At 69.8% G+C, this 19,836-nt stretch carries 17 protein-coding genes; 7 read left to right on the forward strand and 10 right to left on the reverse strand.

What is annotated here, in order from left to right:
- Nucleotides 1–41: 41 nt before the first annotated feature.
- On the forward strand, nt 42–953 hold the full coding sequence (gene lpxL, locus OSC30_RS11815; RefSeq protein ID WP_267172055.1) for an LpxL/LpxP family Kdo(2)-lipid IV(A) lauroyl/palmitoleoyl acyltransferase: 912 nt from the start codon (nt 42–44) through the stop codon (nt 951–953).
- Here lpxL and OSC30_RS11820 read toward each other — a convergent pair.
- The 4 genes from OSC30_RS11820 to OSC30_RS11835 form a co-directional block, all read right to left on the reverse strand.
- Nucleotides 944–1,723: a glycosyltransferase family 2 protein gene (locus OSC30_RS11820; RefSeq protein ID WP_267172056.1), complete on the reverse strand. Its 780-nt coding sequence runs from the start codon at nt 1,721–1,723 to the stop codon at nt 944–946. The genes lpxL and OSC30_RS11820 overlap by 10 nt on opposite strands.
- Nucleotides 1,716–2,972 carry an O-antigen ligase family protein gene (locus OSC30_RS11825; RefSeq protein ID WP_267172057.1) on the reverse strand — a complete coding sequence of 419 codons (1,257 nt, stop codon included), beginning with the start codon at nt 2,970–2,972 and terminating at the stop codon, nt 1,716–1,718. Before OSC30_RS11825 ends, OSC30_RS11820 begins: the two co-directional genes overlap by 8 nt.
- Before the next feature lie 108 nt (nt 2,973–3,080).
- Nucleotides 3,081–4,205, reverse strand: coding sequence for a glycosyltransferase (locus tag OSC30_RS11830; protein ID WP_267172058.1), 1,125 nt, complete (start codon nt 4,203–4,205; stop codon nt 3,081–3,083).
- Between the two features lie 87 nt (nt 4,206–4,292).
- Entirely contained in the window at nt 4,293–4,499 is a 207-nt protein-coding gene (locus OSC30_RS11835) for a zinc-finger domain-containing protein (protein ID WP_267172059.1), read from the reverse strand.
- Nucleotides 4,500–4,751: 252 nt separating this feature from the next.
- On the opposite strand from OSC30_RS11835, the gene OSC30_RS11840 reads away from it, so the two are divergent.
- Nucleotides 4,752–6,011, forward strand: a complete 1,260-nt coding sequence (locus OSC30_RS11840; protein WP_267172060.1) for a Yip1 family protein — start codon at nt 4,752–4,754, stop codon at nt 6,009–6,011.
- Nucleotides 6,012–6,145: 134 nt separating this feature from the next.
- Here the strand turns inward: OSC30_RS11840 and OSC30_RS11845 are convergent, their stop codons facing one another.
- Nucleotides 6,146–6,721, reverse strand: a complete 576-nt coding sequence (locus tag OSC30_RS11845; RefSeq protein WP_267172061.1) for a YceI family protein — start codon at nt 6,719–6,721, stop codon at nt 6,146–6,148.
- A gap of 25 nt (nt 6,722–6,746) precedes the next feature.
- Nucleotides 6,747–7,340 (reverse strand): malonic semialdehyde reductase, encoded by a 594-nt coding sequence (locus tag OSC30_RS11850; protein ID WP_267172062.1) that lies wholly within the window; start codon nt 7,338–7,340, stop codon nt 6,747–6,749.
- 135 nt (nt 7,341–7,475) lie between these two features.
- On the opposite strand from OSC30_RS11850, the gene OSC30_RS11855 reads away from it, so the two are divergent.
- On the forward strand, nt 7,476–8,441 hold the full coding sequence (locus OSC30_RS11855) for a mitochondrial fission ELM1 family protein (RefSeq protein ID WP_267172063.1): 966 nt from the start codon (nt 7,476–7,478) through the stop codon (nt 8,439–8,441).
- 154 nt (nt 8,442–8,595) lie between these two features.
- Here the strand turns inward: OSC30_RS11855 and glnE are convergent, their stop codons facing one another.
- On the reverse strand, nt 8,596–11,439 hold the full coding sequence (gene glnE / locus OSC30_RS11860) for a bifunctional [glutamate--ammonia ligase]-adenylyl-L-tyrosine phosphorylase/[glutamate--ammonia-ligase] adenylyltransferase (protein WP_267172064.1): 2,844 nt from the start codon (nt 11,437–11,439) through the stop codon (nt 8,596–8,598).
- A 119-nt stretch (nt 11,440–11,558) separates the two neighbouring features.
- Here glnE and OSC30_RS11865 point away from each other — a divergent pair, with 119 nt between their 5' ends.
- Both OSC30_RS11865 and OSC30_RS11870 read left to right on the forward strand, forming a co-directional pair.
- Entirely contained in the window at nt 11,559–13,445 is a 1,887-nt protein-coding gene (locus OSC30_RS11865) for an LTA synthase family protein (protein ID WP_267172065.1), read from the forward strand.
- Between the two features lie 222 nt (nt 13,446–13,667).
- Nucleotides 13,668–13,997 (forward strand): hypothetical protein, encoded by a 330-nt coding sequence (locus OSC30_RS11870; protein ID WP_267172066.1) that lies wholly within the window; start codon nt 13,668–13,670, stop codon nt 13,995–13,997.
- Nucleotides 13,998–14,096: 99 nt separating this feature from the next.
- On the opposite strand, the gene OSC30_RS11875 is transcribed toward OSC30_RS11870, so the two are convergent.
- From OSC30_RS11875 to OSC30_RS11885, 3 genes are all read right to left on the reverse strand, one after another.
- Nucleotides 14,097–15,941 (reverse strand): ABC transporter ATP-binding protein, encoded by a 1,845-nt coding sequence (locus OSC30_RS11875; protein ID WP_267172153.1) that lies wholly within the window; start codon nt 15,939–15,941, stop codon nt 14,097–14,099.
- A gap of 158 nt (nt 15,942–16,099) precedes the next feature.
- Entirely contained in the window at nt 16,100–17,752 is a 1,653-nt protein-coding gene (gene groL, locus OSC30_RS11880) for a chaperonin GroEL (protein WP_267172067.1), read from the reverse strand.
- 124 nt (nt 17,753–17,876) lie between these two features.
- Nucleotides 17,877–18,170, reverse strand: coding sequence for a co-chaperone GroES (locus tag OSC30_RS11885; RefSeq protein ID WP_267172068.1), 294 nt, complete (start codon nt 18,168–18,170; stop codon nt 17,877–17,879).
- A 348-nt stretch (nt 18,171–18,518) separates the two neighbouring features.
- Here OSC30_RS11885 and cutA point away from each other — a divergent pair, with 348 nt between their 5' ends.
- Together cutA and OSC30_RS11895 are read left to right on the forward strand one after the other, a co-directional pair.
- On the forward strand, nt 18,519–18,857 hold the full coding sequence (gene cutA, locus OSC30_RS11890) for a divalent-cation tolerance protein CutA (protein WP_267172069.1): 339 nt from the start codon (nt 18,519–18,521) through the stop codon (nt 18,855–18,857).
- 58 nt (nt 18,858–18,915) lie between these two features.
- Nucleotides 18,916–19,812, forward strand: a complete 897-nt coding sequence (locus OSC30_RS11895) for a DMT family transporter (protein WP_267172070.1) — start codon at nt 18,916–18,918, stop codon at nt 19,810–19,812.
- Nucleotides 19,813–19,836: the final 24 nt, after the last annotated feature.

Raw genomic sequence — 19,836 nt, forward strand, 5'->3', positions numbered from 1 at the left:
GGAACAAACCTTCAAAGGCTACAATCGCCCGGATGCCCGGCATGCCCCGCCCCTCCTTCGACGCCTCCCTGCTCGCACCCCGCCACTGGCCCGCGTGGCTCGGCGTGGGCGCGATCTGGCTGATCGCGCGCCTGCCCTACCCGCTGCTGCTGCGGCTGGGCCGGCTGCTCGGCGCGCTGATCCGCAAGCTGCCCTCGCGCCGCCGCCATGTGGCCGAGGCCAACATCGCGCTGTGCTTTCCCGAACTCGGTGCTGGCGAGCAGGCGGCGCTGGTCGATGCGCACCTGACCGACATCGGCCTGATGCTGGTGGAATTCGCGCTGGGCTGGATGGGCTCCGATCGCGCCATCGCGCGCATCCCCACCCGCATCGAGGGCCTGGAACACCTGGAGGCGGCGCGCGCCCGGGACCAGGGCGTGCTGCTGGTGGGCGGACACTTCTCGCATCTCGAACTATGCGCGCGGCTGATCTCGCGGCGCATACCCATCGCCGGCATGTACCGGCGCATGGATTCGGCGGTGTTCGAGTGGACCGTGCTGCGCGCGCGGCTGCACTACGCGGCGGCGATGTTCGAGAAGGATGACATCCGCGGCACGGTGAAGTACCTGCGTGGCGGCGGCACCCTGTGGTACGCGCCCGACCAGGACATGCGCAGCAAGGACAGCGTGTTCGTGCCGTTCTTCGGCGTGCCGGCGGCGACCATCACCGCCACCCACCACCTGGCGCGCATGGGCCAGGCGCAGGTGATCCCGTTCTTCCACCAGCGCCTGCCCGGTGGCGGCTATGCGATGCGGCTGGGTGCGCCGCTGGCCATGGGCGGCGATGCGGCGACCGACACCGCCCGCGTCAACGCCAGCATCGAGCAGATGGTGCGCGCCGCGCCGGCGCAATACCTGTGGGTGCACAAGCGTTTCAAGACGCGTCCGCCGGGGGCTGCTCGCATCTACCGCTGACGCGGATGGCGCGGCGCGCCCTGTGCGGCGCGCACGCGTGCCTCGTGGAGCTTGGCGTACTTGAGGAAAGCGTAGAACGCGTGCACCCGCGCGGCGATGAAGCCGGCCCAGCCGGCGCGCCAGTGTCCACGCAGCAGGTAGTAGCGCAGGAAGGCGATGCTCGGATAGGCGACCAGCCGCCAACCCAGCCGGCCGCGCAGGCGGCGCGCATCCCCGGCCGCCTGCAGCGACGAGTAGCGGTTGGCCTTGTCCACGCGGCCGGAGATGTCCGCTTCGCCGTAGTGATCCAGCACGACATCCAGCGTACCGACCGGGCCGTCCACGCGCACCGACTCGTGCACGCTGTGCCCGCTCATGCGCGCGCGCCCGCGGTCGAACAGCCGTACGTAGTGGTTCAGCCGCGCGCGCGGCGACTGCCAGCGCCAGAACACCCATTCGCGCCGCCATAGCTGGTAGCCGGCGCAGGCCGGCTCCTCCAGCACGTGTTGCACGGCCTCGGAAGCGCCGGGCGGCAGGGCCTCGTCCGAATCCAGCAGCAGCACCCAGCGATGCCGGGCCAGGTCGATCGCGGCCTGCTTCTGCGCGCTGTAGCCGGCGAACGGCTGCACATGCACGCGTGCGCCATGGCGCTGCGCGATCGCGGCCGTGGCATCGATCGAGCCTGAATCGAGCACCACGATCTCGTCGGCCCAGTCGACGGAACCGAGACAGGCCTCCAGCGTGTCGGCGCTGTTGTACGTGGTGACCACCACCGACAACGGCTCACGCATGGTCGTCCTCCACCACGTGGAGCGCCGCGCACCACAGCCCCAGCAGCCAGGCGAACAGCAGGCCCCACCACGCCGAATAGAAGGCCAGGTGCGTGTTGAGCGGGAACAGCATGACGCCCAGCGCCACCGTTACCGGAAACGCCCGCGCGCGCGCCGGGTCATCGCGCCGATGCCAGGCGCGCACGGCCAGCACCATGCCGGCCAGCCACAGCAACAGGCCGATCGCGCCGGTCTCGCTCAGCACCTCCAGCACCAGCTGGTGCGCGTGGCAGGCGCCCTCGCCCGCGCCGCAGGCCTCCTGCACAAGGAAGTGGTCGTTGGCCGGCGCGTAATCGGGATAAGCATAGCGGAAGCCGCGCACACCCACGCCGTTCCACGGATGGTCAGCGGCCATCCGTACGCTGGCGCGCCAGATCGCTGGCCGGCCGGTCAGCGCCTCGTCGAAGCCCTGCGGACTGCCCGCGAACACCGCCAGAGTGCGTTCCATCCGCTCGTGGAAGCGACCGGAGGTGCACCAGGCCAGCGCGCCAGCCAGTGCCACCAGCAGCAGGCCCAGGCCGCACCACAGCGTGAAGCGCCGGGCCGAACCGGCCTCGCGCCAGGCGAACGCGAGCCCGACCAGGCCGTAGCAGAGCCAGCCCGCGCGCGAGCCGGCCAGCAGCACCGGCCCCAGCAGCACGGCGAACGCCAGCACCATTCCCATGCGCCCCCAACGCTCGCGCGCCGCCCACAATGCGAACGGCGCAAGCACCGCCAGGGTCGGCCCGAGCTTGAGGTTGTCCGCGCCGAAGATGCCGGAGACGCGCTCGGCCTGGGCATGGCCGCCCAGGCTCCAACCGGTGAATGCCTGCAGCCAGGCATCGGCGACCCACAGCGCGACGACCGCCGCCACGGCGACATACAGCGCGCGCAACTTGTCCTCGCGCCGCATCGCGAAGCAGGCATACAAACCCAGCGGCGCGTAGCGCAGCAACCCCGCGGTGGTGCCCCAGCTCTTGCCGGGCGCCACCGCATCGACCGACGACAGCAACGCCGCGCCGACATAGCAGGCCAGCAACACCAGCAGCAGGCGCGCGCCGGCATGCCCGCGCAGGGCGTCCGGGTGGCGCAGGAACAGCAGCACCGTGCCGATCAGGCACAGCAGCGTGCCCAGTTCGGAGCTGCGCCCCACCGGCAGCAGCGCGATCACCAGCCAGAACGGCAGCAGTGGCGAGCGCAGGGCGGCGGCGAGGTGGCGGGTCACGGGCATCGGGCGATTGTAGAGGACGCCCGCAATCCCCTTGCAGGCGCCCGCGCGCGGGTGCCGGGCCCCGGATGACGCAATGGCAGCGCCCGCGGCGGGCGGGCGGCGCGGCGGTCAGCCGGCGACTTCACCGTACAGCGCCAGCACCGCCTGCTGCATGTCCGAGAGCCGGTAGCTCTGCAGCATCGGGATCGGCGGCGCCACGCGAAGCAACTCGGCCGCGCGCTCGACCAGCTTTTCGCGATCGCCCAGCGGCACGCGGCCGGCCGGATAGAGCTCGGCCAACAGCTCGCCCACGCCGCCATGGGCATAGCCCAGCACCGGGCGGCACAACGAGAGGGCTTCGACCACGGTGCGCCCGAACGATTCGGGCTTGGTCGACAACTGCAGGATCAGTGAGGACACCGCGTAGATGTCGCGCACGTCGTTGCGCGGCGGCGTCAGCACTACCTGCGTCTCGACGCCGCGCTCGCCGATCAGCCGCCTGAGTTCTTCCACGTAGGCCTCGCGGCCCGGCTCGATCACGCCCAGCAGCAACAGGCGCGCCTCGATGCCGCGGCGCTTGAGTTCGGCGACCAGCTCGATCGCCTCGTGGTGGCCCTTCAGCCGCGTGCCACGGCCAGGCAGGGTTAGCAGCGGCGCGCCGGCCAGTTGCGGGAACTCGGCGAAGAAGCCCTTCTGCCAGGCATCGTCCGGGCGATGACCGTAGGGGAACGCATCCGGATCGATGCCGCGCGGGATCACCTTCACCCGCGCCGGGTCCAGCCACGGATAGTGACTGAGCGCGTAGTCGCGCATGGTCTGCGACACCGCGATCACCCGCTCGCCGCGCAGCAGGATCGAGCTGTAGCGGCCGGGCGAGTTGAGCCCATGCACGGTGGTGATGAAATGCGGCCGCGGCGTCATCCCGCGCAGCGCCCACCAGCCCAGCCACCCCGGCAGGCGCGAGCGGGCGTGCACGATGTCCGGCCGCAGCTCCCGCAGTCGCCGCCGCAGCGCACCCAGGCGCAACAAGGTGCGCGGCGCCTTGGTGCCGATGTCCAGGGTGATGTGCTCGCTGCCCTCGGCCTCCAGTTGAGCCACCAGGCGACCGCCGCCGGAGATCACGATCGAGCGGTGCCCCGCTGCCACCAGCGCCCGACCCACTTCCATGGCGGAACGCTCCGCCCCTCCCGAATGCAGCGCAGGGATCAGCTGGACGACAACCAGACGCCGGGTGGGGGTGACGACGGCAGACATGAGGGGTTGTTGGGTGGCCTTCATCCGCCGAGACAAGCAGCGATCGTGCCGATGGCGCCCGATCCGGGGCCGGCCACGGGGCGCCGGTCAGTCGCGCAGGACGTAATGCGCGCCACAGTAAGGACAGACGGACTCGCCGCCATCCTCGACGATCGGCAGATACACCTTCGGATGCGAATTCCACAGCGACATCGCCGGCATCGGACAGGACAGCGGCAGGTCGTTGCGCGTCACTTCGTAACGATTTTCGGCATTCGCCGGGATCGGCGCGGCCTCGGACAGGGGGCGCGACATGGCAGGCTCCAGGAAGGATATCGAAACAGCGCATGGTAGCAGGCGCACGCCCGCGCAAGCGTGCGGTGACGGGCGCGGGCGCGGCGCGCACTGGACTTCCCCGCCCAGTTGCCATCAACTGTGCGCTGGTGGCGCCCGGAGGGGCGGGGGCCACCTGGGGGGACGACCGTGGATGGGCAGGCGGCGGACGGATGGCCGCCACCCGGCCGACGGCCATCCGTCGCCGATTCATCCGTCGCAAGGGGAATACCTATGGACTTCGGAAAGACTATCGCGCGCGCCAAAGCCATGCTCGCCACGCCCAGGACCGAATGGCCCGTGGCCGCCGCCGAGCCGGCCAGCATCGGCAGCCTGTACGTCGGCTACATCGTCTGGATCGCCGCACTGCCCGCGATCGCCGGCTTCATCAAGAGCAGCCTGATCGGCACCGGTTTTCTCGGCGTCGTCGTGCGCGTGCCGGTCGCCGCGGGCATCGGTGGCATGGTGCTCAAGTACGTGCTGTCGCTGGTCGTGGCCTACGTCATGGCTCTGATCATCAACGCGCTGGCCGGCACCTTCAACGGCCAGAAGGACATGGTGCAGGCGCTCAAGACGGTGGCCTACTCGTGGACCGCCGCCTGGATCGCCGGCATCGCCGTGATCATCCCGTGGATCGGCTGGCTGATCGCCATTGCCGGCGCCATCTACGGTATCTACCTGCTGTACCTGGGCCTGCCTTTCACCATGAAATGTCCGCCCGAGAAGTCCGGCGGCTACACCGCGCTGACCGTGATCATCGCGATCGTGCTCAGCTGGATCGTGGGCCTGATCGTGGCCGGCGTGATCGGCACCGCGGCCTACACCGGCGCGGCCATGAGTGGCGCGCACCTGGGCAGCACCGACGACAACGTCACGGTCGATCCGGAGAGCGCGCTGGGCAGGCTGGCTGCAATGGGTGCGCGTGCCGAGCAGGCCAGCAAGGAGCTCGAAGCGGCGCAGAAGTCCGGCGACGGTGCCGCGCAACAGGCCGCGATGGGCAAGATGATGGGCGCGGCCATGGGCAACGACGGCACCGTGCAGGCGCTGTCCACCGAACAGGTCAAGGCGTTCCTGCCCGATACCCTGCTCGGCCTCAAGCGCACCCGCAGTTCGGCCCAGCGCAACAACGCCATGGGCATGCAGATCACCGAGGCGCACGCCGAATACGGCGACGACAGCGGCCGCTCGGTCACGCTGGAGGTCGCCGACATGGGCACCGCCAAGGGCCTGATGGCGGTGGCCGGCGCCATGGCGCCGCAGCAGGAGCGCACGACCGACCATGGCTACGAGAAGACCTACACCGCCGACGGCCGGCTGACCCACGAGGAGTGGGACGAGTCCGGCAATGGCGAATACAGCGTGGTGGTCGGCCAGCGCTTCACGGTCAAGGCGCACGGCGATGCCGTCAGCATCGACGAGCTCAAGCAGGCCGTGGCCAGCGTCGACCTGGATAGCCTCGAGGCCCTGCGCGACGAGGGCGTGACGCGGCGCTGACCGATGCCGGCAGGCCTACGCGGCCGCGTGCCGGGGAAGCGCTGGACGGTCGACGCCTTCCTGCGCACACGCGATGAACCCAAAAAAAGCCCGCGTCGTCACCGGCGCGGGCTTTTTCGTTCAGACCATCCGAGTTACTTGGCCGACCCCTCGGTGGTGATGTGCAGGGTGATCTCGTCACTCACGTTGGGCGTATACATCGACACGCCGAAATCCGAGCGCCTGAGCGTGCCGGTGGCATTGAAGCCGATCGACGGCTTGCCGCTCATCGGGTGCTTGCCGATGCGGTTGAGCGTGGCATCGAGCACCACCGGCCGGGTCACGCCGTGCACGGTGAGGTCGCCGGTGATGCGGAAATGATCCTTGCCCAGCGGCTCGACCCGGGTGCTCTTGTAGGTCACCTGCGGGTACTTGGCCGTATCCAGGAAGTCGGGCTTGGCCAGGTGCTCGTCCAGTGCCGGCACATGCGTATCCAGGTCGGCCAGCGGCAGGGTCACCTCGACCGTGGCCTGCTCCGGATGATCCGGGTCGAACACCAGCGTGCCCTGCCCCAGACCCAGTTCGGCGGTCGGGTGGGAGAAACCGAAATGGCTCCAGCTGAACAGCACCATCGTATGGCCCGGATCGAGCTTGTAGGTGACCGGCGCCGCCTGGGCAGCAGAGGCGGCGGCGAACAGACCGGCCAGGGCGAGGATCTTCAGTGCACGCATGGGCTTCTCCGATGGACGTGGGTGGTCAGGCGATCGCGCAGGCTTCGTCGAAGGACAGGCGCGGGCTGCGGGGGAACAGGTCGCGACTGGCGTCGCCGTACCCGAGGTTGATCAGGAAGTTCGACTTGACCGTGCTGCCGGCGAAAAACGCCGCGTCGACGCCCGCATTGTCGAAACCGGACATCGGCCCGCAATCGAGCCCGACCGCGCGCGCGGCCATGATCACATAGGCGCCCTGCAGGGTCGCGTTGCGGAAGGCGGTGGTGTCGATCAGCGGCTGGTTGCCGGCGAACCAGCTGCGCGCATCGGCGTGCGGGAACAACTGCGGCAGCTTTTCGTAGAACGCGTGGTCGTTGGCGATGATCGCGGTGACCGGCGCGGCTATCGTCTTGGCGCGGTTGCCTTCGGAGAGGAACGGCGAGAGCTTGGCCTTGGCGTCCGGGGACTTGACGAACACCACCCGCATCGGCGACGAGTTGGCACTGGTCGGACCGAACTTGGCCAGGTCGTACAACCGGTGCAGGATCGCGTCATCCACCGGCTTGGGCAGGAACGCGTTGTAGGTGCGGGCGGTGCGGAACAACTGGTCCAGGGCGGCCTCGGAAAGCACTTCGCTCATGGGTATCCTTTGGGCAACAGGCGCGCCATCGGGCGCAACAAGCCTCTAGTGTAAGGCCACGACGGCGGATGGTCGGGTGAGGAACGGGGAACCCAGCGTGCAGGATCCGACAACAATCAGCGGGACCGCGCCCGCGTGAGCGCGCTGCGCGAGGAGTGCTGGGCGATCGCCGACGAGGCCGCCGGCAACCAGCGCCAGGCGTTGGCGCTGGCCGAGCGGCTGGGTTTGCCGGTGCGCCCGCTGGTGCTGGTGCCGCGCGCGCCGTGGTCGTGGCTCGCGCCGCGGCTGACGCTGGGTGGCGAGCTGGCACTGCCGCCGGCCGACCGCGCGGGCTTCGTGCCACCGTGGCCGCGCGTGGCGGTCGGTTGCGGTCGCGCCGCGGCGCTGTTCACGCGGGTACTGCGGCGGTTGTCGCACGGGCGCTGCCATACCGTGCAGATCCTCGACCCGCGGATCGATCCGCGGCATTGGGACACGGTCGTCGCGCCGCGCCACGACGGCCTGGCGGGTGCCAACGTACTCACGCCACTGGGCTCGCTCAACCCGGTCGACGAGGCATGGCTGGCCGATGCGCGCGACGCCTGGCCGCAGCTGGCCGAGCTGCCCGCACCGCGCATCGGCGTGCTGCTCGGCGGCCCGCGCCATGGCATCGCACTGGACGAAGCATGGGCCCGCGGCTTCGCCGATGGCCTGCATGCGCTGCAGCGGCGCCATGACGGCAGCCTGCTGGTGCTCGCCTCGCGCCGCACGCCGGCGCCACTGGCCGCCCTCTTGCGCGAGGCCACGCACGGCATCGCCGGCCTGCACTGGCATGGCCCCGCCGACGGCCTCAATCCCTACCCCGGCGTGCTGGCCTGGGCCGACGGCCTGGTGGTGACGCCCGATTCGGTCAACATGCTCTCCGAAGCCTGCGCGGTCGGTTGCGCCGTGCGCACGTTCGCGCCCGTACCGCTACCGGACAAACTCGCCCGCTTCCACCGCGTCCTGCGCGAGGGCGGGCTGCTCCACGACCTCGAAGCCGATGCGCCAGCACGCCAACCGCCCTTGCGCGAGACCGAACGCATCGCGTCCACCGTGCGGCATCGGCTGGCGCACCGCTGACGCCAGGCCGAGCAAAGCCGCAAGGCGCACGACCGATCCATCCATGCGCGCGAAACCGCCGCACCTCGCCCCTGTAGGAGCCCACTTGTGGGCGATGCTCTCGCCCGGGAAGCATCACCCAAGTGAGCTCCACGAAGCGCTGGTCACGGCAAACTCAGCCGAAATCGAAGCCCAGCGCCGCGGTCACCGATCGCACCTGCGCAGTCAGCTCCTCCAGCGCCACCTCGCGCGGCGCGATCCGCGGACGCAGGTCCAGCGTGCAGGCCAGCGCGCGCCGCAGCAGGTCGGCGTGAGCGTGGGCGAGGGTGTCGGCCCGCGCGTCATCGAGCAGGCCGGCGCGATGGCAGGCCGCGATGAGCGAGGCGTTGGCCGTGTTGGCGAGCAGTTGCGGATGATCGGCGGCGTGGGCCAGCACCAGCCCCTGCAGCGCGAACTCGATGTCCAGCAAGCCGCCGACGCCCTGCTTGAGGTCGAACCGGGACGCGTCCGAGCGATCGCGTTCCGCGCGCCAGCGCTGGCGCATCTGGCTCACCTCGGCGCGTACCGCGGCCGGCTCGCGCGGCACCGCCAGCACATCGTGGCGCACCTCGCCCAGCGCCCGGCCCAGCGCGGCGTCGCCGGCTACCGGGCGGGCGCGCAGCAAGGCCTGGTGCTCCCAGGTCCAGGCGCGGCTGCGCTGGTAGGCATCGAAGGCTTCCAGGCTACTCACCAGCAGGCCCTTGGAACCGTCCGGGCGTAACCGCGTGTCGACCTCATACATGCGCCCGGCGCGGGTGAGCAGGCCCAGCCAGTTCATCACCCGCTGGGCCAGGCGCTGGTACCAGCGCGCGCCATCCAGCGGCCGCGCGCCATCGCTGCTGGCCTGGGTGCGCGTGCCGTCGAACACGAACACCAGGTCCAGGTCGGAGGCGAACCCCAGCTCCTCGCCCCCCAGGCTGCCGTAGCCGAGCACGGCGAAGCCCGAGCCTTCGCCAGGCAGCCGTCCATGCTGCGCGATGAGCTCGCGCTCGGCCAGCGCGGTGACCGCTTCGACCACGGAGCTGGCCAGCGCGGCGAGACGGCGCGCGGTGGCCACCGCGTCGGCGCGACCGTCGTTGAAGGCCAGCCCCAGCCGGAACGCGATGCTGGCCTTGAACTCGTTGATGCGATCGAGCTCGGCCTCGGCCTCGCGCTCGTCCAGCGTGGACAGCACGCGACGGATCTCGGCGCTGATGTCGGCACGCTTGAGTGGCAGCTGGTCGATGCGCGGGTCGAGCACGTCGTCCAGCAGCAGCGGCTGGGCGATCACGCATTCGGCCAGGAACGCGCTGTCGGCGAACAGCCGCGCCAGCCGCGCGCGCGCGGCCGGTTGCTCCTCCAGCAACGCCAGGTAGGCCGAGCGCCGCGCCACCGCCTGCACCAGCCGGCACAGCCGCAACAGGCAGGGCAGCGGTGCGGCGCTGTCGCGCGCGGCGGCTATCAGGTGCGGCATCAAGTGGTCCAGCCGCTCGCGCGAGCGCGGCGACATCGCGCGCACCGAGGCGGCCTGGGGCAGTTTGGCCAGCGCGTCGGCCGCCTCGATGCCGGGCACGAAGCCGGACGCCTCCAGCACGCCGGCCTCCGGCGTGCCTTCGCAGGCCTGCTGCCACAACGCGGTGTCGGCGATTGCCACGCGTGCGGCGCGACCACCGCTGGGCATCAGCACGCTGGAAAATTCTTCGCTGACGATGGCGCGGTAGTGCGCCACTTCCGCCTGCAAGGCCTCCCAGTGGTCGTGGTCCAGGCCACGCGCGATGCGCTCGCGACTGAGCGCGTCCTCGGGCAGGTCGTGGGTCTGCGCGTCGCGCAGCATCTGCACTCGGTTTTCCACCCGGCGCAGGCAGCGGTAGGCCTCGCGCAGCGCCTTGGCGCGCACCGCGCCGATGTGCCCGCGTGCCTCGCAGGCGGCCAGCGCCGGCAGCAGCCCGCGCACGCGTAAGGAAGGCTCCCGCCCGCCGCGGATCAGCTGCGCCAGCTGCACGATGAATTCGATCTCGCGGATGCCGCCGGGGCCGAGCTTGAGGTTGTCGGCCAGATCCTTGCGCGCGACCTCGGCGTCGATCAGCGCCTTCATCTCGCGCAGGCCGGCGAAGGCGGTGTAGTCCAGGTACCTGCGATAGACGAACGGCCGCAGCAGCTCCTGCAGCTGCTTGCCGGCGGCGCGATCGCCGGCCACCGGGCGCGCCTTGATCCAGGCATAGCGCTCCCAGTCGCGGCCCTCGCTCTGGTAGTACTGCTCCATCGCCGCGAAGGACAACGCCAGCCGCCCGGCGTTGCCGAACGGGCGCAGGCGCAGGTCCACCCGCGCGCAGATGCCGTCGTCGGTGGGCTCGTTGAGCAGGCGCACCAGCTGCCGGCCTAGCCGCACGAAGTACTCGCTGTTGTCCAGCGGACGCGCGCCGTCGCTCTGCCCGCCCTGCGGATAGGCCAGCACCAGATCGATGTCGGAGGAAAAATTGAGTTCCGCGCCGCCGAGCTTGCCGAAGCCGACCACCACCAGTCGCTGCAACGCGCCTTCGTCGTTGCGTGCGTGGCCATAGCGCGTGGCCAGGGCGCGTTCGGACCAGCCCAACGCCGCGCCCAGCAGGGCCTCGTACAGCACGCTGGTGGCCGAGAGCGTCTCGGCCAGGTCGTCCAGCCCGTTGACGTCGCGGAACACCAGCCGCAGCGCTTCGGCATGGCGGAACCGGCGCAGCGTGGCCAGCGTGACCGCCTCGTCTTCCGGCAGGGCGAGCGCGCCGATGCGCGTGCCCGCGTCGCCGGCGGCGCGCAGGCGCTCCAGCCCGGCCGGGGCGAGCAACTGTGGTTGGCGCCGCCACACCTCGAAGGCGAAATCGCTGGCGGCGAGCGTGCGGCGGATGCGCTCGGCCACGCCGGCGTCGTCATGCAGCGCCACGCCCGCCGCGCGGCAGCGGGCGGCCAGTTCGGCGTAGCGGTCGTCGATCAGCGCGCGCAGCGCAGGGCTTTCCGGGACGCTCATCGCGCCATTGTGCCGCAGCCGAAGGCCGCATGAACCGCCAGCAACCCGGGGAAAGGAGCGAACGCATGATTCATTTCCGGGCGATTACAGTCACATTCCCCTAACGCCGCAGACCTGCCATGCCCCCGTTCGCCCGCTCCACGATGACGCACTGGCGCCCCCCGGCCACGCGCGTCGCGGCCGTCGTTTCGATGAGCCTGGCCTTCGCACTGCTGACCGGCCTGATGGACGGTGGCGTGGGCGTGACGCCGCTGCGTATTTTCGACCAGGCGCGCTACCCGCTGGCCAATGCCCTGCCCGGCCTGCTGGCGGCCTGGTTGCTGCTGGCGCTGACGCGCCGCCTGCTGTTCTCCTTCGGCCTGGTGCTGTTGTTCGAAGCGCTGCTCTACCAGGTCAACGCGCTGAAGGTGGCCAACCTGGGCAACCCGCTGATGCCGGCGGATTTCCAGATCATCGGCCAGCTGCGCAAGGGCGGCGCGCACCTGCTGGTCGGCTACCTGCCGCACAGCCCCTGGCCCTACCTGGGGCTGCTGGCAGGCATCGCCCTGATCGTGGCGTTGTGGCGGCTGGAGCCGCCGTTGTTCGCCCGCCGCACGCGCGGCAAGCGGCTGGCCAGCGGGGCGGTGAGCCTGGTGCTGCTGGCCAGCCTGCTCGGCGGGATCACCCTGTGGAACAAGCTCTACAACGCGCGCGTGCTGTGGCTGGAGCCATGGTCGGCCACCTCCACGGCGAACCATTCGGGCCTGGTCAGCTCGCTGATGCTGTATCACCTGCAGTACGGCCAGGGCCAGCACAAGGCCAATCCGGCCGCGGCCAAGGCGCTGATCGCGCAGACCCGCGACGAACTGCGCAAGCGCCTGGCCTCGCTGCCCACGGGGGGCGAGCGGCCGGACATCGTGGTGGTGCAGAGCGAATCGTTCTTCGACCCGGCCATCATGCGCGGCTACCAGGAAAGCCAATTCACGCCCAACCTGGACCGGCTGGAGCGGCAGGGCTCCAGCGGCGCACTGCACGTGCCGACCTTCGGCGGCGGCACCATCCGCACCGAGTTCGAGATGCTGACCGGCCTGTCGTTGCGGTACTTCGACGAACTGCAGTTCCCCTACCTGACGCTCAACCAGAAAGTGGTGCCCAGCCTGGTGCGCACGCTGCGCGCGCACGGTTACACGACCACCGCCATCCACGGCAACGACCCGGCGTTCTGGAATCGCACGGCGGCGTTCAAGGCGATCGGCTTCGACCGATTCGTCTCCAAGGGCCAGTTTCCGAAAAACGCCCCGAACGACGGCAAGTACATGGCCGACAGCGCGATGACCGACGAGATCATGCGCCAGCTGCGCGACGCCGGCCCGCCGCAGTTCCTGTTCGCGATCAGCATCGAGGCGCACGGCCCGTACGACGTACCGCCGACGGATACCGACGCGCGCGACGCGATTGAGGTGCCAGCGGGCATCACCGGCCGGGACAAGCTGGAACTGCAGACCTACCTCTATCACGCCGAGCACGCCGACGCGGAACTGGGCCGACTGGCCAAGCTGCTCGCCCGGCGCGCGCGGCCCACGCTGCTGCTGTTCTACGGCGACCACCTGCCGGCGCTGACCAACAGCTTCCACGCCACCGGCTTCGTCGACGGCGGCGACATGTTGAGCGAGCCGGGCGTGTGGCTGCTGGTCGACCCGCGCAACCCCGGCAAGGCCACGCGCGAGAGCCTGGCTTCGTGGATGCTGCCGGGCAAGTTGCTGGAAGCGGCCGGCATCCGCGCCGATCCCTATTACGCGCTGACCCAGGTGCTGGCGCCGCAACTGGCCGCGCTCACCCGCGCCCCCGGCGCCCCGCAGCCGGAGATGACCGCCGAGCAGAAGGTGATCGACCAGGACATGGCCAGCGTCGCGCTGCTTCGCATGAAGGGCAAGCTGGACGCGCTGATGCCGCCGCTTGCCGCCAGCGCCGCCGCCCCGCCAGCACGGCCGCAGGCGCGGATCGCAGCCTACGGCGCCCGCCCCTGACAGGATGGCTGCCCGCGTAGGGTGGGCTTCAGCCCACCAGCACCCCGCCGGAAATCGGCAGCGGTGGGCTGAAGCCCACCCTACCGGGGCATGGATTCATCGCGGCTGCACAGTCGCCCATTCAGCCACTTATCCGGCCGCTTAAGGGCGGCGGCGTCGATTCAGAAAGCGCTCGGGGAGGGCCGCCTAGGGTCGGGATGCCACCCACCCACGGAGCACACCATGCGCAAGATCCTGTTTGCCGCCATCGCCGCCGCCGGCGTGTTCGCGGCCCCCACGTTCGCCCAGGTCGACCCCGGTGCGACCGCCGCATCGGCAAGAGCCGGCGCCAGCGCGTCCGGCACGACGACTCCGACCGCCGCCGGCGTTGGCGCGGGTACGAGCGCGACCGCCACGTCCGGCACCCAGCCGATGGGCCTGGGCGACCTGCTCAAGCAGCAGAGCCGGGCACACGACACCAGCCCCGCCATCGACAGCAGCACCGACGGTGCCGGGCCCACCGGCTCGCTCGAGGCCAAGGCGCGCGCCAAGGCCCACGCCCACGGCCACTGATCCAACCAGCCTGCCATCGCACCTTCCCCCGACTGGCGGGGGAAGGTGCCGACAGGCGGACGACGGCACGCCCGCAACGCCGCCGCCCGTCCTCGCGGGTCAGCCAAGCGCATCCTCCGCCGCCACGAAGCCGCCCGTCTGCCGTTCCCACAACCGCGCATACAGCCCGCCGCGGGCGATCAATTGCGTGTGCGTGCCGCTCTCCACGATGCGCCCCTTGTCCAGCACCACCAGCCGATCCATGCGCGCGATGGTGGAGAGCCGGTGAGCGATGGCGATCACCGTCTTGCCCTGCATCAGCAGGTCCAGGCTGTCCTGGATCGCCGCCTCGGCCTCCGAATCCAGCGCGCTGGTGGCCTCGTCCAGGATCAGGATCGGCGCGTCCTTGAGCAGCACGCGGGCGATCGCGATGCGCTGGCGCTGGCCGCCGGAGAGCTTGACCCCGCGCTCGCCCACGTAGGCGTCGTAACCCTGCCGGCCCTCGCCGTCGGATAGCTGCGGAATGAACTCGTCCGCGCGCGCCTTGCGCACCGCTTCGGCGATCTGCGCCGCGGTGGCGTCGGGCCGCCCGTACAGCAGGTTGTCGCGGATCGAGCGGTGCAGCAGCGAGGTGTCCTGGGTGACCACGCCGATCTGCGAGCGCAGGCTTTCCTGGCTGACGCCGGCGATGTCCTGGCCATCGATCAGGATGCGCCCGTCCTCCAGGTCGTACAGCCGCAACAGCACGTTGACCAGGGTGGACTTCCCCGCGCCGGAGGGCCCGACCACGCCGATCTTCTCGCCCGCGTGCACGACCAGGCCCAGCCCGGCGATCACCCCGCCGGCCTTGCCGTAGTGGAAATGGATGTCCTCGAAGCGCACCTCGCCGCGGGTCACCTGCAGCGGCATCGCGCCGGCCGCGTCCTGCACCGCGCGCGGCTGCGCGATGGTCTGCATGCCATCCTGCACCGTGCCGATGTTCTCGAAGATGCCGTTGACCACCCACATGATCCAGCCGGACATGTTGTTGATGCGGATGACCAGCCCGGTCGACAGCGCGATCGCGCCCACCGTCACCTGCCCGCGGCTCCACAGCCACAGCGCCAGCCCCGAGGTGCCGACGACCAGGAAGCCGTTGAGCGTGGTGATGGTCGCGTCCATCGCGGTGGTCAGCCGGGTCATCCCGCGGGTCCGTTCCACCTGCTCGCCCAGCGCCTCGGCCACGTAGGCCTCTTCGCGTCGCGTGTGGGCGAACAGTTTCAGCGTGAGCACGTTGCTGTAGCCGTCGACGATGCGCCCCATCAGCTTCGAGCGTGCCTCCGACGCCTTCCACGAGCGCTGGCGCGTGCGCGGGATGAAGTACGCCAGCGTGCCGACATAGAGGAACAGCCACGCCACCAGCGGCGCCGCCAGCCAGGCGTCGGCCTGAGCGAACATCACGATCGCGCTGCCGGTGTAGATCGCCACGTACCAGATCGCATCGACGATCTGCACCGCCGATTCGCGCAGCGAGCTGCCGGTCTGCATGATGCGGTTGGCGATGCGCCCGGCGAAATCGTTCTGGAAGAAACCCAGGCTCTGGCGGATCACGTAGCGGTGGTTCTGCCAGCGGATGCGCGCGGTCACGTTGGGCACGATCGCCTGGTTGACCAGCAGGTCGTGCAGCGCGTTGAACACCGGCCGCGCGATGAGCGCCACGAACGCCATCCAGGCCAGTTCGTTGCCGTGCCGGCGGAAGAACGCCGTGCCGTCGGCCACCTTGGCCATGTCCACCAGCCGCCCGATGAAGGCGAACAGCGACACTTCGATGATCGAGACGAAGAAACCCACCACCAGCACCGCCGCGAACATCGGCCAGACCTGGCGCAGATAGAACAGGTAGAAGCGGCCGGGCGACGGCGGAGGCATCACGTCGACCGGTTCCTTGAACGGATCGATCAGGGATTCGAACCAGCGGAAGAGCATGGGGATGTTCTCGTGGGGCGAACCGACATTCTGAATCATCGACAGGGCCACGGGAGTGAATCCCTCTCCCCAACCCCCTCTCCCGAAGGGAGAGGGGCTCAAAGAAAAACCCCGCACAAGGCGGGGTTTTCCTCAGGTACAGCGATCGAGCGAAGGACTTAGAAGTCCATGCCGCCCATGCCACCCATGCCGCCGCCCATGCCACCGGCGCCGCCGCCGTGGCCTTCATCCTTCTTCGGCAGCTCGGCCACGATCGCCTCGGTGGTGATCGCCAGGCCGGCAACCGACGCGGCGTGCTGCAGCGCGGTGCGGGTGACCTTGGTCGGATCCAGGATGCCCATCTGCACCATGTCGCCGAACTCGCCGGTGGCCGCGTTGTAGCCGAAGTTGCCCGAGCCGTCCTTGACCTTGTTGAGGATCACGGAGGGCTCTTCGCCGGCGTTGGCGACGATCGCGCGCAGCGGCGCTTCCAGCGCGCGGCGGGTGATCGCGATGCCGAGGTTCTGGTCGGTGTTGTCACCGGTCAGGCCCTCGACCGCCTTGAGCGCACGGATCAGGGCGACGCCGCCGCCCGGGACCACGCCTTCCTCGACCGCCGCACGCGTGGCGTGCAGGGCGTCTTCGACGCGCGCCTTCTTTTCCTTCATCTCCACTTCGGTGGCAGCACCGACCTTGATGACGGCCACGCCGCCGGCCAGCTTGGCCACGCGCTCCTGCAGCTTCTCGCGGTCGTAGTCGGAGGAGGTCTCCTCGATCTGCGCCTTGATCTGGCCGATGCGCGACTGGATGCGCTCGGCTTCGCCGGCGCCGTCGATGATCGTGGTGTTTTCCTTGGTGATCACCACGCGCTTGGCACGGCCCAGATCGTTGATCGTGGCCTTCTCCAGCTGCAGGCCCACTTCCTCGGAGATCACCTGGCCGTTGGTCAGGATCGCGATGTCCTCGAGGATCGCCTTGCGGCGGTCACCGAAGCCCGGCGCCTTGACGGCGGCGACCTTGACGATGCCGCGGATGGTGTTGACCACCAGCGTGGCCAGCGCCTCGCCCTCGACTTCCTCGGCGACGATCAGCAGCGGCTTGCCGGCCTTGGCCACGCCTTCGAGGATCGGCAGCAGCTCGCGAACGTTCGAGATCTTCTTGTCGTGGATCAGGATGTACGGGTCATCCAGCTCGACCTGCTGGCTCTGCTGGTTGTTGATGAAATACGGCGACAGGTAGCCGCGGTCGAACTGCATGCCCTCGACCACGTCGAGCTCATTGTCCAGGCCCGAGCCCTCCTCGACCGTGATCACGCCTTCCTTGCCGACCTTCTTCATCGCGGTGGCGATGATGTCGCCGATGTTGGTGTCGGAGTTGGCGGAGATGGTGCCGACCTGCGCGATCGCCTTGTCGTCGGCGGTCGGGTTGGAGAGCTTCTTGAGCTCGCCCACGGCCGCGGTCACGGCCTTGTCGATGCCGCGCTTCAGATCCATCGGGTTCATGCCGGCGGCGACCGCCTTGAGGCCTTCCTGGATGAACGCCTGCGCCAGCACGGTGGCGGTGGTGGTGCCGTCACCGGCGACGTCGGAAGTCTTGGAGGCGGCTTCCTTGACGATCTGCGCGCCCAGGTTCTCGTACTTGTCGGCCAGCTCGATCTCCTTGGCGACGGACACGCCGTCCTTGGTGATCGTCGGGGCGCCGAAGCTCTTCTCGAGCACGACGTTGCGGCCCTTGGGACCCAGGGTGACCTTGACCGCGTTGGCCAGGGTGTTCACGCCCTTGAGGATGCGCGAGCGGGCGTCTTCGCCGAAGCGGACTTCTTTGGCTGCCATGAATTTTTTGCCTCGAAAAAAATTGAAATAGGTACGGAAAATTCCGCGGAGATCTACAAGAAGGAGCCGAAGGCGACTGGCGTGCGCGCTCTTTTTCTACGCGCTCAGCCAATCGCACATCCGATCAGCCCTCGATCACGGCCACGATGTCGTCTTCCTTGAGGAAGACCAGCTCTTCACCGTCGATCTTGATTTCCTGCCCGGCGTACTTGCCGAACAGCACGGTGTCGCCTTCCTTCAGCGACATCGGACGGACCTTGCCGTCGCTCATGATCAGGCCGGTGCCGGCGGCGACGACCTTGCCGCGGGTCGGCTTCTCGGTGGCGCTGTCGGGGATCACGATGCCGCCGGCGGAGACACGCTCCTCTTCCAGGCGCTTGACGATGACGCGATCGTGGAGCGGACGCAGTTTGCTCATGGAGGACTCCAGCTTTTCAGGTTGAAAGAGGGTGAGGATCACCGGGTGGCTGTTAGCACTCGGTGACGGTGAGTGCCAATTCTAGCGATGCGAGCGGCCCCTGCAAGGGGCTGCAAACGCGATGGACTTGCAAGTGGGGCGGCGCGTACGGGGTTTCAAGGGTGCCCGCCCATCGCCTTGCGAAGGCCGCGCCCGTGAGCCGCGAACCCACACCCCGAACGCCCTTGTAGGAGCGCACCTTGTGCGCGACCGCGCGGCACGCCGGTGCATGGCGGTCGCGCACAGGGTGCGCTCCTACAGAATTCCTGCGGGGATGCTTCAACGGAGGAGCGACTACCATGGCCCGCCATGCCCGACACCGTCCTGCTCTGCTACTGCACTTGTCCCGACGCCGACAGCGCCCGGCGCATCGCCGAGGCGCTGGTGGCCAAGCGGCTGGCCGCCTGCGTGAATCACCTGCCGGGCATTGCCTCGACCTACCGCTGGCAAGGCCAGGTCACCACCGACAGCGAGCACCTGCTGCTGATCAAGACCACCGCCGCCCGCTTCGACGCCCTCCGCGAACGCCTGCTGGCGCTGCATCCGTACGACCTGCCCGAACTCATCGCCGTACCCGTCGCCCACGCCCACGCCCCGTACCTGGCCTGGGTGCGCGAAGCCACCGGCGAGGCATCGCAAGACTGCTGACAGCCCTTGTCAGTGGCACCGCGGCAGACTTGCCGCTCCCCGACCGCCGCCGCCTGAAATGAAGAAGATCGACCTTACCGTCCTGGTGTCGCTGGGCGCACTGTGGGGCGGCTCGTTCCTGTTCATGCGCATGGGCGCGGACGCCTTCGGTGCGTTGCCGCTGGCCGGCCTGCGCGCTATCGGCGCGGCGCTGTGCTTCCTGCCGCTGCTGGCCTCGCGCCGGCGCCTGGCCGAATGGCGCGCGCATTGGTGGCCGATCGCCGTGGTCGGCGTGGCCAACTCGGCGCTGCCGTTCCTGCTGTTCACCTTCGCCACGCGCAGCCTGCCGGCGGGGCTGGCCTCGATCATCGACGGCATGACGCCGATGTTCGCCGCGCTGATCGGCTGGCTGTGGCTGGGCCAGCGGCTGGACGCCTGGCGCGGTGCCGGCCGGGCCGCCGGTTTCGCCGGCATCCTCTGGCTGGGCGAGGGCAGCCTGGCACTGGCGCCGGGCGCGGGCCTGGCGCTGCTCGCCTGTGTCGCGGCCACCGTGCTGTACGGCTATTCCGTGCATTACACGCGGCTGCGGCTGGACGGCGTCACGCCGCTGGTGGTGACCGTCGGCAGTCACCTGGTCGCCGCACTCGCGCTGCTGCCGACGACGCTGCTGGCCTGGCCGACGCAGGCACCGCCGCTGCAGGCCTGGCTTGCCGCCGCCGGGCTGGCCGTGCTGTGCACCGCGCTGGCCTACGTGCTGTTCTTCTGGGTGCTGGCACGCGTGGGCGCGCAGCGGATCATGGTGATTCCCTACCTGATCCCGGCCTTCGGCGTGGCGTGGGGCGGGCTGCTGCTGGACGAGCCGGTGACGATGCGCATGCTCGGCGGCTGCGCGGTGATCCTGCTGGGCACGGCGCTCACCACCGGCCTGGTCGGTCCGCGCCGACGGTCGCCGCGACTGGCCGCCGGCGAGGCCTGACCGGACGTAGCCGATGGGAGGACC

Source organism: Frateuria hangzhouensis (assembly GCF_026410505.1).
In the GTDB taxonomy this organism is placed as follows: domain Bacteria; phylum Pseudomonadota; class Gammaproteobacteria; order Xanthomonadales; family Rhodanobacteraceae; genus Frateuria_A; species Frateuria_A hangzhouensis.